This is a genomic window from Mesorhizobium sp. WSM4814 (assembly GCF_055811595.1).
The window spans coordinates 112421-128396 of the sequence record NZ_JBVVQT010000009.1; the positions used below are offsets into that span (position 1 = coordinate 112421).

Below are 15976 nucleotides of genomic sequence, written 5' to 3' on the forward strand. Positions count from 1 at the left end.
AACTCCAGTTTCGGATCACCGATCCGTGTTCGCCCGGACATCCGGGTGAATTCTTTAATGCGCCCCACTCTTCATTGCGCGCCAGTCTTCATTGGGCTCTGCGCCGCCATGTATCCGTGGCCACCGCCAGCGCGATCACCACGCCGATCACCACCTGCTGGATGAAGGGCGACACACCAAGCAGGTTCAGCCCGTTGCGCAGCACGCCGATGATGAGCACGCCGATGGCGGTGCCGCCGATCGAGCCGACGCCGCCCGACAGGCTGGCGCCGCCGATCACCACCGCCGCGATCGTATCCAGCTCGTAGCCGAAGCCGGAACTCGGCTGGACGGAATCAAGCCGTGCCGCAAGCACGATGCCGGCGAGCCCGGCCAGAACGCCGCAGACAGCATAGACCCAGTTGGTCAGCGACTTGACCGGTATGCCGGACAGCCTGGCGACCTCGGCGCTGCCGCCGATCGCGTAGAGGCTGCGACCGGTCGCGCGATAGTTGAGGAAGATCGCGAAGATGATGGCCAGAACGATCATCAAGCCGACGGTGACCGACAGGAAGCCGAAATGGCGGATGATCGACAGGCTGGTGAACCAGTCGGGGAAGCCGATGATCTGCGAGCCGTCGGTGATCATGTTGGCAAGACCGCGCGCCACCGACATCATCGCCAGCGTGGCGATGAAGGGTGGCAGCTTGGTGACGGTCACGAGCAGGCCTGAAACCAACCCGCAAAGCCCAGCAACGACAAGCGCTGTGACGATGCCGGCAGGCATGCCGAGATTGAGGTGGTCGGGATGGGCGACGAAGCCCATCACCATGGCGGCGAGCGCCAGCACGGAACCGACGGACAGGTCGATGCCACCGATCAGGATGACCAGCGTCATGCCGATCGCCATGATGCCGAGCACCGTGACCTGGTCGAGCACGTTGAGGATGTTGCGGACGGTCAGAAACGTGTCGGTGGTCAGCGACAGCGCAAGGCACAGCAGCACCAGCCCGATTAGCGGTCCCATGGTTCCGGCGAACAGGGCCGAAAGCTTCGCGCCCGCCGCGGCCTGTGCATTTGCGCCGGCCTTCAACTCGCTTGCACCGTTGCTCACAGCCATTTTGTCTCCTCCATCAGCGATCCGGCGATGCGTCGTCGGCTCACTCTTGTTCACCAGGCACCTCCCTGTGAACAATTTATCTTTGATATGCAATTTTGTTCAGCTAAACTGTTCGTCGGAAAATTGTCAAGGCCCGCCGCATCATTCCACGCCGGTTTGCGCCGCCAGCCGGTTTGCCTTACGAAAGGGCATGAAATGCCGCGTTCTCAGGTCCGGTCGCATCCTGCGAATTCATGTCGGCTGCTTGAGCAGGGCAGGACGGCCAAGACGAAGTAAATGTTGACCATTTTGGCTTTCATTCACGTTGTAGAGATATCCTGTCGATGTCCTGAATCTCGAATCCTGGGCACAGCACGATTTCGCGTCGTTTGGTCGGATAACGCCATTTGAATGGCATTTAAGGATTCAGACGACCGCGGGAGGGCAAAAAGATGGCGATGACAGACAATGACAAGGCCTCGCGCTTCCCGGATGCCGAGCTGAAGGCGCGTGCCGCGTGGCACTATTATGTCGAGGGTCTGACGCAGGAGAGGATTTCGGAGATCCTCGGCATCGGCCGCATCAAGGTGCATCGCATCCTGTCCGCCGCGCGTGAGGAGGGCGTCGTCCAGTTCCGCATCCGTGACAGCGTCGTCGAATGCCTGGTGCTGGAAGAGGCTCTAAAACAGCGTTTTGGGCTCAGCCAGGCCGTTGTGGTGCCGTCGGCCGCCGACCGAAGCAACGCGCCGCTGATGATCGGCCATGCCGCGGGCGCCTATCTGGCCGACAATGTGAATGCCGGCGATGTCATCGCGCTGGGCTGGGGGCGCACGCTGAAGTTCGCCATCAATGAATTGCCGCGGCGGCCGATCGCCAGGACGACGGTGGTTTCCATGCTGGGCGGCCTCACCCATGCCCAGCCGCTCAACCCGACCGAAAGCGCCTGGGAATTCGCCGAAAAGATCGGCGCCGAGTGCTTTCTGCTGCCGGTGCCGGTCTATGCCGACAGGCCGGAGCAGCGCGAAGCCTTCATGAGCCAGCGCAGCGTTCAGGACGTCGTCTTCCGCGCGCGCCGGGCAAACATCGCCGTGCTCAGCGTCGGATCGTTCTCCACTGACAGCCCGATCGCCAATTACGGCTTCATCAAGCCCAGCGAACTCGAAGAGCTTCAGGCGGCCGGCGCAGTTGGCGATATTTTATGCCATTTCATCGACGCCGACGGCCATCTCGTCGACCATGAGGTCAACCGCCGGGTCTGCGCCTATCCGCTGCAGGACCTGTCGGACATCCCGGCCATCATCCTGGTCTCGGGAGGGCAGGAAAAAATCGCCATCATGCGGGCGGCGCTTGCCAACACCAGGATATCGGTTCTGATCACCGACGAGGACGCCGCCAAGGGCCTGCTCAACCGCTAAACCTGCCCGACTTCACCGAGCCGCACATGGGTCTCGCGCGTCGCCTGGTAGAGGTCGCGGTAGATTGCCTTGCGCGCACGGTAACTGGAGACCAGGCCGTCGACGGGGTCGACATGCCTGGTCGGCGGCGCGGCCATCGCCTCAGCCGCCGTTTCAGACGAGGCAAACCATCCGATAGCGGAAGCCGCCAACATGGCGGCGCCGAGCGCTGCGGCTTCGTTGACCGGCGAGACGGAGAGCGGCCGCTCGAGCACGCTTGCCATGATCCGCATCAGCAGGGCGCAGTTGGTGCCGCCGCCGGCGGCGATCATCGCCGCCGGTTTGCCGCCGGCCTGCGTTTTCGCCGCTTGGGTTTCCGCTGCTTGAGTTTCCATTGCCTCGCTGGCTATGGCCTGCTCGAAGGCGATGCCTTCCAGAACCGCTCGAAAAAGGTGCTTCGGCTCATGGTCGAGCGACAGGCCGACAATGGCGCCGCGCGCCGCGCCGTCCCAATAGGGGCTCATGACACCGGCCCAATACGGCAAGACGAGCAGGCCCTCGCTGCCGGCGGCAACGTCGACCGCTGCATTCTCCAGGGCTGCAGCCGACGGCGAGCCGGTGGTGCGAACGATCCAGTCGACCAGTTGCATGCCCGAGCGCAGCACGGTCTCCAGCATGAAGCCCGAGCCGGTCGGCGAGACCAGCGTTCGAAACGCGTCCGACGTCGTGATCCCATGGGAGTAACAGCCGCTGACGATGCCCGAGCCGAGCGAAAGATAGTTTTTGCCTTCGCCATAGACGCCCATGCCAAGGCCCATCGCCTGGCCGTCGCCGGCGCCGGCGACAACAGGCGTGCCAGCCTTCAACCCGATCAGCCGGGCCACGCTTTCGCCAAGCCCGCCACAGATCGCGCCGGGCGCGACCAGTCGCGGCAACTGGTCCGGGCGCAGTCCTGCGGCCGCGACGAGTTCAGGACGCCAAGTGCCATTCTTGACGTCGAGCAGCCCGAGCGGATCCGCACTTGCCGTGCTGGTGACCAGACTTCCGGTCAGCCGGTGGACGAAGAAGCCGTGCACGTCGACGAGTGCGGCCGCGTCATCAAGCGCTTGCGGCTGGTGCTCGGCAAGCCAGGCGATCGCATAGAGCGCCGGCGTCGGGTCCGGCGGCTTGCCGCTCCAGTCGCGGATCGTCTCGCGGCCGAGCTCCGCCGAAAGCCTGATGACTTGCGGGCGCGCCCGCTCGTCCAGCCACAGGATCGCCGGAATAAGCGGCTTGCCGGCATGATCGATCAGCGCAAATGTCTCGCGCTGGTGGGCGATAGCGATCGCCGCCACCCGGGCAGCGCCAACCGCCTCAGCGACCTGCTTCAAGGCGCCGAGCAGCGCGGTCCACCAATGTTCGGCATCCTGCTCGAAATGGCCGGGCCTGGGATTTGAAAGCGGATAGGCTTCGCGCGCCTGGAACAGCTCCTTGCCGTCGCGCGTGAAGGCAATCGCTTTCACGGCCGTGGTCGAGGCGTCGATCCCGATTACGACATCGTCCATCAGGCGGGAATCCAGCGGATCAGGCGGCGTTCGTAACGAACCGTCCGTCCGACTGGTCGAGACGACGGCGGATCTGGGTTATCACCATCGAATCGTCGGGTACACAATTTTCATAGGTGAGGAAATCGCCTGTCTTGACCGGCTTGACCACCTTGGCGCGTTCGGCGAGGCCGAGCGGCAGGGCGCCGCGGGCGCGCGCGTCCTCCCAGGTCATGGCGAAGCCGCGATAGTCGTTCTCGCCGATCATGCCGAGCAACTGGCCAGGGGCAAGCTCGCTCTTGGCGACCGCCACCGCCTCGGCGACCGGATGGTCGAGCGGCTCCATGTCGGCGCGCTTGTAGACCACGGCGCGCGCCGCCGACAGCGGCACTTCCAGGCTGGTCAAATGATAGGGGCGGAAGATCGTGAAATACGGGCCCTTGCCGACCTTGAGGTCGATCATGCGCTCCAGCACGCGCGGATGCCTGGTCTCGATGATGCAGAACACGCCGGGCGCCACGCCCTTGCCGATCGAATAGTCGACGACGCCCTTGCGGTGCAGCACGCCGCCATCCTCGCGCGGGCAAAGCACGCCGGCGAGTTCCTCCAGCGTCGCGGTCGGGCCGTGCATGCCCGGCACGTCGGGCACCAGGCCGGTGGCGTTGGCGATCGCCACCATCTCGATCGCCGTCTTCGAGCCGTCGACGAACTCGACCAGCATGCGCGCATTCATGTTGCGCTCGGCCGCCTCCTTCTCGTAGTCGGCCGGCATGGCGTCGATCTTCAGCGGATTGTTCTTGCCCTTGCCGGCGGCGATGATGTTGAAGCCGAGGCTCCTGGCAAAGCCGATGATCTCCAGCGTGCAGGCCGGCTCGTCGCCGGCCGCACCGGTATAGACGACGCCGGCCTTGCGCGCCTCCTCCTTGAGGAAGCGGCCGATGGTGATGTCGGCCTCGACGTTGAGCATGACGATATGCTTGCCGTTCTTCATCACTTCAAGCGCGAACAGCGTGCCGATGTTGGGATTTCCTGTCGCGTCGATGATGACGTCGATGCGGCCGGCCGCAGCCAACGCATGCAAATCTTCGGTCACCGCGATCTTGCCGGCCTCGATGGCGCGGTCGATCGCCGCCGCATTGCCGGCCTGCACGATATCCGAGCGGTCGTGGCCGGCGAGCAGCGCCGCATCGATCGCCGCCTGCGGCCTGACCTCGGAAATGGCGCCGATCCGCATGCCCGGCATCAGCGCGACCTGGACGACGATGTCGGTGCCCATCTGCCCGGCGCCGGCAAGCCCGATGGTGATCGGTCCCTGCTGTTCAGCGCGCTGCAAAAGTTCCGCTGCAAATTGCGGATGGGCCATGTCGCTTCCTCCAGTTCCTGACGCGCCGCAGCGTCGAAGTCATCATTTTGAACATTCCTATTTCCAAATGAAAAATATTTCAACCGGCAATTCGGCAGCCGTCCCCGCAAACATTCTGTGATTTAATTTGTGCAAGCCTTGGCTTGCGGCTTGGCAGCGCGGTCAGCGAGGGCGCAGAAGGCGGTGATCTCTTGGGATGCAGGCGGCGACGACCGTGACATTCCTTCTCGCAAGCAAGCGAGTGCGACGAAAAAACTGTTTCACGACCGCTCAGCTGCCGCTGCGCCTATCGCCAGCGACGAAGCCGCGCAACAGAGAGCGCCAGCCGGAATGCTGGCGCATGCCAGTATATCAGTCAGCTGCCGACCTCGAAGAAGGGCGCGCCAAGCAGGTCGGGAACAACGTCGATGCCGAGGCCCGGCCCGTCCGGAATGCCCATGCGGCTGCCCGAAACCGGCGGCTTGTTCGATGCGGTGCGCACCGTCACCCATTCGTGGAAGGCAATGGCGTGCAGCCGGCGCTCCTCCGGCGTCGACAGCGACAGATGCGCCATGGCTGATGTGTCGATCTCGGCGCCGCCGGTGTCCTCGACGGTGATCATGAAGCCCAGGTCGACGGCAAGGTCGCGGATCTGGCGCGTCCTGGTCACGCCGCCGAGCCGCGAGATCTTCAGCGTCAGCCCGTCGGCCGCCCCCTTGCGGTGGATGTCGAGCATGTCGTCCAGCGAGGCGACGGATTCGTCGAGCACCATCGGCTTGTCGAGCGAGCGGCGCACCGACATGCATTCGTCGATCGTGGTGCAGGGCTGCTCGAACGTGTAGTCGATGGCGCGCGTCGCGTCAGCGAACTGGCGCGCCTGATAGGGCGTCCAGCCGGCATTGGCGTCGCAGAAGATGACGGTGCCCCTCGGCACTGAAGCGGCGACCGCGGTGACGCGCTCGATGTCGTCATGGACGTTGCCGCCGACCTTGACCTGCAGCCGGTGAAACCCGTCCCTGACGATGCGCTTGGCCAGTGCGGCCATCGCGTCGACGGTGCCATGGGTGACGACCTTGTAGAGTTCCGCCGTCTCGCTCTCGCGCCCGCCGAGCAGCGTCACCAGCGGTATGTCGGCGGCGCGTGCCGCGAGATCCGAGCAGGCCATGTCGAGCGCCGATTTGATGTAGGGATGGCCCTTGAACACCGTGTCCATCAGCCTGCCGATACTGGCCAAGGCGCTAGGATCGTGGCCGAGCAGATGCGGCGCAATTTCGATGACGCCGGCGCGAGTGCCGGCCGCGAATGCCGGCGAGTAGAAATTGCCGAGCGGCGCCATCTCGCCCCAGCCGGTCAGCCCGCTGTCGGAGGTGATGGCGACGATCACCGCGTCGAACGCGTCGGCGACACGCCCCTTGGACATGCGGTAGGGCCCGTCCACAAAGGGCTGCACGACATGGTAGGCCTTAATGGTTTTGATCCGCAATTTTTCTGTCCGTCGCTGTGACGCCCTGACGAAGCCGCCAACCGGCATCGTCCGCTGGGCTCAACTGCCGTCAGGCCGGTTGCGCGTCAGGCCGGCGCGATCGGCCTTGACGCCTCTGAAGCACACTGTTCGAGGCAGCGCGCATAGGCAAGCAATTCTTCGAAGCTGTGCCGATGTCGCCGGCCTTGTCGAACTGCTCAGCAAAACGGCGCCCTCGGCATAGCCGGGGGCGCCGCTGGACCGGGCCTGATGGGGGGTATCAGGTGGCAGGTTTCTGTGGCAGCGGCGAGACAGGCATTCCCGGGCCGATCTTCTGCAGATTGCCTGTTATCACCTGGTCGCCTTCCGCTACGCCGCTCGAGATCGCCACCAGGTCGCCGTTGGTCGGCCCCAGCGAAACAATGCGCTGGTCGACAGTATTGTCCTTGCCGACGACGTAGAGATACTTACCGAGTTGGCTCGATCCCAATGCCGTCTGCGGCACCATCAGTGCATCTGGCTGCTGCTTGATATGCAGCCTGACACGAACATATTGGCCCGGCAGCAGCGTGAACTTGGCATTGCCGATCGTCGCGCGTGCGGTGATGGTGCCGGTCGAGCGATCGACCGTGTTGTCGATGAAGGTGAGCTGACCTCTCTGGCGCGGTTCCGTATCGCCGGGAAGCAGGACGTCGACATCGATGGGTCCCGTCGCGCGGGCTTCCTCGATCTGTGCCAGATCCGTTTCGCTCGGATTGAAGGTGACATAGATCGGGTCGAGCTGCACCAGCGTGTTGAGCACTGTGCCGGCGACGCTGACCAGCGTTCCGACCGAGGCCTGGTTGCGGCCGACGCGCCCGGCGAACGGCGCCTTGATTTCCGAATAGCTCAGATTGAGCTCGGCGGTCCGCACAGCCGCCTGGTTGACGGCGAGTGATGCCTGGGCCTCGCGCAAGCTGCTGGTGCGCTGGTCGAACGCATCCTTGGCGATGTATCCGCTCTTGGCCAGTTCGGTGCCGCGACCAAGGTTGGATCGTGCATAGTCGAGCGTTGCCTCGTCGCGCTGGACCTGAGCCTTCGCCTGTTCAAGGGCAGCCTGGAAATCCTCTGGAGCGATCTTGTAGAGAAGGTCGCCCTTCTTGACATCGCTGCCGTCGGGCGCGACCTGCTCCTGCAGATACCCCGGCACGCGCGCCTGCAGCGTGATGCTGCGGATCGGCTCGGTGCGAGCGGCATAGTCGAGATAGATCGGGATCGTCTTCTTGACGACGCTCACCACTGGCACCGGCATGACAAAAGCCGCGGGCTCGGGCGCCGCGGACTCAGGCGTTGCCGCCCCTGCCGTGCCGGCGTTGAGGCCGAAATTTCCCATGTCGAGCAAGTGGACGCTGGCCATCGAGACCGCCCCCACGGCAACAGCCGCTCCCAACGCAATTTTCCATTTACGCATGATCATTCTCCAATTCTATTCGGCCGCTTCGGCCAATCGCTCGAAAGCGGGTTCGGCAGTTGGTTCAGTCGGTTCGGCGACAGGCTCGCTCTTGCTGCCGCGCTCGCGCAGCTGCTCGATCACCGCGTAGAAGACCGGCACGAACACCAGCGACAGGATCGTCGCTGCGACCATGCCGCCAAAGACGGTGGTGCCGATCGACTGGCGGCTGGCTGCACCGGCACCTGTCGAGAACATCAGCGGCAGCACACCGAGGATGAACGCGAAGGCGGTCATCAGGATGGGCCGCAGCCGCAGGCGCGCCGCTTCCATTGCGGCGTCGACGATGCTGAGACCTTCCTCGCGCCGGCGCCGGGCAAACTCCACGATCAGAATGGCGTTCTTCGCCGCCAGCCCGATCAGCATGACGAAACCGATCTGCGAATAGACGTCGATCTGCATGCCGCGCATAAGTAAGGCGACAAAGGCGCCGAACAGGGCAAGCGGCACTGCGAGCAGGACCATGAAGGGCATGGCCCAGCTCTCATATTGGGCGGCAAGGATCAGGAAGACGAAGACCATGGCGAGACCAAAGACGATCGAGGCGATCGATCCGGCCTTGAGCTCCTGATAGGTGATGCCCGTCCATTCATAGCCGAAATCCTTCGGCAGCGCCGTGGCGGCGGCACGCTCCATCGCAGCGACCGCCTGGCCCGAGGAGAAGCCGGGTGCGGCACCGCCATTGATCAGGGCCGACGCATTGTTGTTGTAGTGCGGGACGGTTTCCGGGCCGACGATAGGCACCAACTTGCCGAGCGTGCTCAACGGCACCATGCCGCCGGAGGCATTGCGGACATAGAGCCGCGAAATGTCGGCGGCACCCGCACGCGCATCCTTGTCGGCCTGGATCGTCACCCGGAAGGTGCGGCCGAACAGGTTGAAGTCGTTCACATAGAGCGAGCCGAGATAGATCTGCAGTGTGTTGAACACGTCGGGCAGGCTGAGGCCGAGCAGCTTCGCCTTGTTGCGATCGAGGTCGTAGTTGAACTGCGGCGTCGAGGTCGAGAACGACGAGAACAATTGCTGCGGGTTGAGTTCGGGCTGCTTGCGCGCTTCGGCGAGCACGGCCTGCGTCGCGTCGTTGAGCGCAGCGCTGCCGCGACCGGTCAGGTCCTCCACCTGGAATTCGAAGCCGCCGGTCGTGCCGATGCCTGGAATCGAAGGCGGATCGAAGCTCAGCGCGAACGCTTCCGGAAGTTCCATGAGCTTCGAGCGCACGTCGGCGACGAGCTTCGAGGCGCTCTGGTCAGGGCCGCGTTCGTCCCATGGCTTCAGGATGGCGAATTCCACCGCCGAGTTCGACTGGGCGGCACTGGTGAGGAAGTTCAAGCCGCTGATCGAGCCGACGATATCGACACCAGGCGTGTTCTGCAGGATGTCGCGCGCTTTGCGGGCCACCGCGTCGGTGCGCTCCAGGGACGCGCCGTCCGGCAACTGGATGACCACGAAGAAATAGCCCTGGTCCTCGACCGGAAGGAAGGTCGAGGGCAGGCGCTGCCAGACGAAATAGGTCGCGACAAGCCCAGCCGCGAATATGCCGAGCATGATCCAGCGCAGGCGGATGAGGAAGCGCACACCATTGGCATAGGCATGCGACAGCCGATCGAAGCCCGTGTTGAACCAGCGGAACAGCACGAATTGCGTTGCCGGGCGGTGGCGCAGGAAAGCGGCGCTGAGCGCCGGGGTGAGCGTCAACGAGACGAAGGCGGAGATGCCGAAGGAGATCGCCACCGTCAGGGCAAACTGGTTGTAGAGCCGGCCGGAAACGCCGGGTATGAAGGCGACAGGCACGAACACGGCCATCAGCACGGCGGTTGTGGCGATGATCGGGCCGGTGACCTCGGCCATCGCCGCGCGCGTCGCAGCCAGCGGTTTGAGGCCGGCCTCCAGCTGGCGTTCGACATTCTCGACGACGACGATCGCGTCATCGACGACGAGGCCGATCGCCAGCACCATGCCGAGCAGGCTGAGCATGTTCAGCGAGAAGCCGAACATGTACATGACGACGAGGGTGGCCACCAGCGACACGGGAATCGCGATCGTCGGGATGATCGTGGTGCGCCAGCTCTGCAGGAAGATGAACACCACCGCGACAACCAGGACCAGCGCCTCGCCGAGCGTGACCAGCACGTCGTGCATCGATGCCGAAACGAAACGTGTCGTATCGTAATGCATGGCGTAGCTGACGCCCTTCGGGAAGCGGGCCGACAGTTCCTGCATCTTGTCTTTGACGCGCTGCTGCAGATCGAGGGCGTTCGAGCCCGGCATCTGGTAGACCGCGAGCACCACGGTCGGGTCCTCGCCGAAGAACGCCGACGACGAATATTGCAGGGCGCCGAGTTCGATGCGCGCGACGTCGCGCAACCGCACCAGCGAACCGTTCGCGGCATCGGCGCGCACGATGATATCGCCAAATTCCTTGGGGTCGCTCAGTCGGCCGACGGCATTGACCTGCATTTCGAAAGCGGTGCCGGCCGGCGCCGGCGACTGCCCGATCTTGCCGGCCGCAACCTGGACATTCTGCTCGGCGATGGCGTTTTGGACATCGACGGCGGTGATGCCGAGATTGGCGAGCTTGTCGGGATCGAGCCATACGCGCATCGAATAGCGCCGCTCGCCGAAGATCTGCACGTCGCCGACGCCGGGCAGGCGCTTCAGCGGGTCGACCACTTGCAGGTAGGCGAGGTTGCTGAGCGCGACCGGATCGACAGAGCCGTCGGGCGAGGTGAGGTTGACGATCAGGACGAAGTTCGGATTCTGCTTTTTGATCGTCACGCCGCCCTGGTTGACGATGGCCGGCAGCGAGGACGCCGCCTGTGAGACGCGGTTCTGGACATCGACGGCGGCGGTGCTCAGGGGATAGCCGACCTCGAAGGTGACGGTGATCGTCGAGGAGCCGTCATTGGAACTCGACGACGACATGTAGGTCATGCCTTGAACGCCGTTGATCTGCTGTTCGAGCGGCGTCGTGACGGTGTCGGCCACGACTTGCGCACTGGCGCCCGGGTAGTTGGCGCTGACCACCACCTGGGGCGGCGTGATGTCGGGAAACTGCGAGACAGGCAGCAGGAAATAGCAGATCGTCCCGGCGAGCACCATGATGATGGCGATCGACGATGCGAAGATCGGACGGTGGATGAAGAAATTTACCATGACACGCACGCCTCACCCGATGCTCTTGCTTGGCCAAAGGCCTTGGCTACCCTGGACAGCCGCCGGCTGCGGCTTTGCCCGGAATCCTCCAGGAAACGAGGCGGCGCCTTGCGGCTGCGGCCTTGCGCATCCGCAAGGGTACGCAGCATCGTCTCGAAAGAGCGCGGGTCGACACGGTCGGCCTGCATCAGCATCCGGATCATCGGATCCTTCACAACTTCGTCGATCGTCAAATCTTTGCGCTGCGACATCGTAGCGGCTCCTGGCTTTGGCGATCTGTGGCGTACGCCGCCGCAGATCGGGTGGTCTTCCTTTTCGCGGCCAAAGTCGCCTGGGGCGCAGTTTCATGCCTGGGCCGATTTGGCGGAGGCTGTTCACAGGCGCCTGCGAGATTGACACGAGGCAATGGGGGTGTTACCAGTAAGTAACATCTAGAAGTTACAGACCGGTAACACCCTAGTCAAGAGGTGTGCCGAGGGATTTTTCGGAAATCCCGGAAACCAAGGAGGTTTTGATGGAAGACGGCACTGCGGAACGCATCCGCCCCCGGGATCGCATCCTGGAGACGGCACGGGATATGTTCCACAAGCATGGCATCAAGGGCGTTGGCGTCGACGCGATCACTGAGGCCGCCGGTACCAACAAGATGACGCTCTACCGTCATTTCGAGTCCAAGGACGATCTGGTCATCGAGTGCCTGCGGGCGACCGCATGCAGCGCCAACGCGATGTGGCAAAAGTTCGAGGCGGAGCATCCGGGCGACAAGCTTGCGCAACTGCATGCCTGGGTTCGGATGGCAGCCGATTGCCTGATGATGGACGGCCGCGGTTGCGACATGGCCAACGCCGCCATCGAGTTGAGCGAGACCGACCATCCGGCCCGTCGGGTAATCAAGGAACTCAAGCAGGCTCAGCGCGACCGCCTCGTCGGCCTGTGTCGGGATGCCGGCATCGGCCAGGCAGAGCTTCTCGCCGATACATTGTCGCTGCTGCTTGAAGGCGCCCGTGTTAGCCTGCAAAGCGTCGGAGCCGAAGGCCCCAGCGCGCAGTTTGTCCGCATGGCGGAAGGCCTGATCACCTCGTTCAAGGCTAGATAGTCTCGCAAGCGGCGAAACGATCGCTGGCGTGTTCATTGCAAGCCGCGCCGCGAGTGCTCTTTTGCCTTGGGATGTGCTGTCATCTCACGTCTCCGTTGCCGGTCTGTCGCCGCGCTCTTGCGCGCGGCGGTCGCTGCTGGTTGTGAGCAGGCTAGGCCCGATGGCGAATTGGTGAGAGTGACAAGTGTGGCGGGATTCCGATGGGGCTGCGGCACTGCCCGAACCAGCCATTGGCGATTGCCGCCGCCTTGCCCGACACCCAAGAACAAAAAAAGCCCGCTGCCGGGAGGAGGTGGCAGCGGGCTCGATTTCGAATACGACGCGGGAGGAGGTGCGCCGCACTCAGCGTCGGCATCGCATCTGGGAGGAGTAGATGGCCGACACCTGCGAAACTATCAATTGCCCAATGATTCGGCAATAGCAAAGGATGCATAGCAGATGTGCAGATTCGCGGTATCAACCGAATATTAACCATCGCGGCGACCAACCGTGGCGCTTGCGTGGCATCACTGGACCGGAACGTTCTCCTTGAAGATCAGGCGCGGTTCGATGAATTTCCGCGTCAGATAAGGCGCCGAGGAAGCGATCGAGCCGAGCAGGCGAATGACTGATTGCTCGGCGATCAGCCGTGCATTCTGGTCGATGACGACATCGAGCAGATCGTCGACGAGATAGCTGCGTGTCGCTCTTGTCAGGTCGTGACAGATGAACACCGGCTTCCTTTGCGGCTTGGCTTCCAGCAGCGCTTTCGCCACGCCAGAGCGTCCGGCGCCGACGCAATAGATGCCGAGCAGTTCCGGCTCGTTGTGCAGCGCCTTCATCGTCGCCGTGTAGCTGATATCAGGCTCGTCGTTGATCTCGACGGCGCTGGTCACGGTCAAATTGCGGAACTCCTCGCTGAGCACCGAGCGAAAGCCCATTTCGCGTTCTTCATGCCCGCGATAGGAGCGTGAGCCGACGATCATTGCCAGATGGCCCGTGCGGCCGCCCAGGAAACGTCCCATCAAAAGGGCTGCGGTGCGCCCGGCGACACGGTTGTCGATGCCGACATAGGCCGATCGCGGCGCGCCCGGAACGTCCGACACCAGCGTGACCAGGCGGATGCCGGCTTCGACGATCTCGCGCAGGATGTTGCGCGTTCTCGGGTGATCGATGGCGATGACGCCGACGCCGTTCGCCCTAAGCGAGAGGTTTTCGACCGCCGCCTGCAACGCGTTCGGCGAGATCCCGGCGAGTTTGTGGATCCGACAGGAGGCGACAAGCGGCAGGCGTGCCGCATAATCCTCGATATGATTTGCCAGATCCATCATGAAGGCATTGGAGCCTATCGGCAGGAAGAACTCGAGATGCGCCGGCCGCGAGGGCAGCGTGACCTGATCCACGACCGGCAAATAGCCAAGCTGCTTGGCCGCCTCCATCACCCGCTGCCGGTTGGCGGCGCTGGCGCCCGGCCGGTTGTTCAGCACCCGGTCGACCGTCGCGGTCGACAGCCCGCAGCTTCTGGCGATGTCCGCAACGGTGGCTTTCATAGTCGCAGTCATAGGAGCCGATGTGATCCTGTGCCAGAGATACGGCCAACCCGGCTTCCAACTGGCCACTCAGCCTTGTGGTTGCTTCCCCTGCACGATGGCGTCACGGATCTCCTTGTCGGACATGCCGGTGATGATCCGTTCGACTTCCGCGACGTTGGTGTTCTTCGGATCGATATCGTCGGCAACCACCTTGCCGCGGCGCATGACGACGATGCGGTCGACCACCTGGAAGACATGATGGATGTTGTGGGCGATGAAGATGCAGGAATGGCCCGAATCGCGGGCGCTGCGCACGAAGCTCAGCACACCTTGCGTCTCGGCGACGCCGAGATTGTTGGTCGGCTCGTCGAGGATGATGAGGTCGCTGTCGAAATGCATGGCGCGCGCGATTGCCACGGCCTGCCGCTCGCCGCCGGAGAGCGAGCCGATTGGTGTGGTCGGCGGGATGTCCTTCGAGATGCCGACCTGCTTGAGCAGGTTCCGGGCGACCACGTTCATCGCCTCCTGGTCCATACGGTTGAGGAAACGCGGCGGCTTGATCGGCTCGCGCCCGAGGAACAGGTTGCGCGCGATCGACAATTGCGTGACCAGTGCGGAGTCCTGGTAGATCGTCTCGATGCCGTGGGCGATGGCGTCGCTGGTGCTGCGCAAGTCCACCTTCTTGCCGCGGATGAAGATGTCGCCGCTGGTCAGCGGGACCGCACCCGACAAGACCTTGATCAGCGTCGACTTGCCGGCGCCATTGTCGCCGAGCAGACCGACGATCTCCCTTTCGTTGACATGGAAATTGGCGTCCACCAGCGCCTGCACGCGCCCGTAGGACTTGCGGATGTTTTCCATGCGGACAAGCGGCTCAGCCATGGTTCAAGTCCCCGCCTGATGCCGGCGTTCCAGCCATGAATGGAGCGCCATCATGCCGAGGATGATCGCGCCGATGAAGATGTTGTAGGCAAGCCCAGGCACGCCGATCAGCACGATGCCGTTGCGCATCACGCGCAGGATCAGGATGCCGAGCACGGTACCGATGATGGTGCCGCGTCCGCCGGTCAGCGCCGTGCCGCCGATCACCACCATGGCGATGACTTCGAGCTCGTAGCCAGTGCCGCTGTTCGGGTTGGCCGCCGAAGTGCGCAGCGAGCTGATGACGCCGGCAAGCGAAGCCATGATCGACGACAGGATGAACAGGCCGATCTTGACGCCGCTGACATTGACGCCGCGCGCCCTTGCCGCATTGGGGTTGCCGCCGGCCGCCTGGATCCAGTTGCCGGTCCGGCTCTGCGTCAGCACGTAGCCAAGTGCGATCGCGGCTGTGATGAACCAGAACAGCGACATGTAGATGCGGAACGGCCCGATGAAGAAATCACCGACCAGCGCCTCGGCGAGCCAGCTGCCTTCGGCGCTCCAGGTCCGTTGCGGAAATCCGCTGGTGACGAACAGAGCGGTGCCGCGCACCACCAGCAGCATGCCGAGCGTCACCAGGAAGGATGGAATCTTGAGTTGCGTCACGAACCAGCCATTGACCAGCCCGATGAAGGCGGCAACCAGCAAGGCCAACACGAAGCCGGCCTCCAGCGAGGTGAGGCCGCTGTTGAAGAGCGTCCACATCAAGACGGGCGAGAAACCGAACAGCGAACCGACGGAGAGGTCGAATTCGCCTGAAGTCATCAACAGCGTCATCGCCAGCGCGATCAGGCCGAGCTCGACCGTGAAGGCGAGTATGTTGCTGATGTTCTGCGGTGACAGGAAGTCGTGGTTGAACCCCCAGAACACCGCGAGCTCGACCACAAGCAGCACGAAGGGCCCGAATTCCGGCCTGGCGATCGAGCGTTGGATGATGGAACTGTTTTCCACGTTGGACCCGCGACATGGTTGGAACTGGCCAAGCCCGGCGCCGCATGAGGCGGTTC

12 protein-coding genes are annotated in these 15976 nt (G+C 63.6%); 2 read left to right on the forward strand and 10 right to left on the reverse strand.

The features are described from left to right. Positions 1–88 precede the first annotated feature (88 nt). Positions 89–1099 carry an ABC transporter permease gene (locus AC0L2V_RS16115; RefSeq protein ID WP_473508823.1) on the reverse strand — a complete coding sequence of 337 codons (1011 nt, stop codon included), beginning with the start codon at positions 1097–1099 and terminating at the stop codon, positions 89–91. A 431-nt stretch (positions 1100–1530) separates the two neighbouring features. Here AC0L2V_RS16115 and AC0L2V_RS16120 point away from each other — a divergent pair, with 431 nt between their 5' ends. Then, positions 1531–2493, forward strand: coding sequence for a sugar-binding transcriptional regulator (locus AC0L2V_RS16120; RefSeq protein ID WP_473508822.1), 963 nt, complete (start codon positions 1531–1533; stop codon positions 2491–2493). Here the strand turns inward: AC0L2V_RS16120 and AC0L2V_RS16125 are convergent. From AC0L2V_RS16125 to AC0L2V_RS16150, 6 genes are all read right to left on the reverse strand, one after another. Then, positions 2490–4016, reverse strand: a complete 1527-nt coding sequence (locus tag AC0L2V_RS16125) for a xylulokinase (protein ID WP_473520576.1) — start codon at positions 4014–4016, stop codon at positions 2490–2492. The genes AC0L2V_RS16120 and AC0L2V_RS16125 overlap by 4 nt on opposite strands. A 19-nt stretch (positions 4017–4035) precedes the next feature. Beyond that, positions 4036–5358: an NAD(P)H-dependent oxidoreductase gene (locus AC0L2V_RS16130; protein WP_473508818.1), complete on the reverse strand. Its 1323-nt coding sequence runs from the start codon at positions 5356–5358 to the stop codon at positions 4036–4038. A gap of 355 nt (positions 5359–5713) precedes the next feature. Continuing rightward, entirely contained in the window at positions 5714–6820 is a 1107-nt protein-coding gene (locus AC0L2V_RS16135) for a mandelate racemase/muconate lactonizing enzyme family protein (protein WP_473520577.1), read from the reverse strand. 259 nt (positions 6821–7079) lie between these two features. Further along, a complete protein-coding gene (locus AC0L2V_RS16140; RefSeq protein WP_473508815.1) occupies positions 7080–8249 on the reverse strand; it encodes an efflux RND transporter periplasmic adaptor subunit in 1170 nt (389 codons plus the stop codon). Between the two features lie 15 nt (positions 8250–8264). Continuing rightward, positions 8265–11441, reverse strand: coding sequence for an efflux RND transporter permease subunit (locus tag AC0L2V_RS16145; RefSeq protein ID WP_287072861.1), 3177 nt, complete (start codon positions 11439–11441; stop codon positions 8265–8267). After that, on the reverse strand, positions 11435–11692 hold the full coding sequence (locus AC0L2V_RS16150) for a hypothetical protein (protein WP_473508813.1): 258 nt from the start codon (positions 11690–11692) through the stop codon (positions 11435–11437). The genes AC0L2V_RS16145 and AC0L2V_RS16150 overlap by 7 nt, the downstream gene beginning before the upstream one ends. A gap of 263 nt (positions 11693–11955) precedes the next feature. On the opposite strand from AC0L2V_RS16150, the gene AC0L2V_RS16155 reads away from it, so the two are divergent. After that, on the forward strand, positions 11956–12537 hold the full coding sequence (locus AC0L2V_RS16155) for a TetR/AcrR family transcriptional regulator (protein ID WP_091596146.1): 582 nt from the start codon (positions 11956–11958) through the stop codon (positions 12535–12537). 506 nt (positions 12538–13043) lie between these two features. Here AC0L2V_RS16155 and AC0L2V_RS16160 read toward each other — a convergent pair. From AC0L2V_RS16160 to AC0L2V_RS16170, 3 genes are all read right to left on the reverse strand, one after another. Beyond that, entirely contained in the window at positions 13044–14066 is a 1023-nt protein-coding gene (locus AC0L2V_RS16160) for a LacI family DNA-binding transcriptional regulator (protein ID WP_473508812.1), read from the reverse strand. A gap of 69 nt (positions 14067–14135) precedes the next feature. Continuing rightward, positions 14136–14930: an ATP-binding cassette domain-containing protein gene (locus AC0L2V_RS16165; protein ID WP_287049588.1), complete on the reverse strand. Its 795-nt coding sequence runs from the start codon at positions 14928–14930 to the stop codon at positions 14136–14138. Positions 14931–14933: 3 nt separating this feature from the next. After that, entirely contained in the window at positions 14934–15920 is a 987-nt protein-coding gene (locus AC0L2V_RS16170; protein ID WP_473508811.1) for an ABC transporter permease, read from the reverse strand. Positions 15921–15976: the final 56 nt, after the last annotated feature.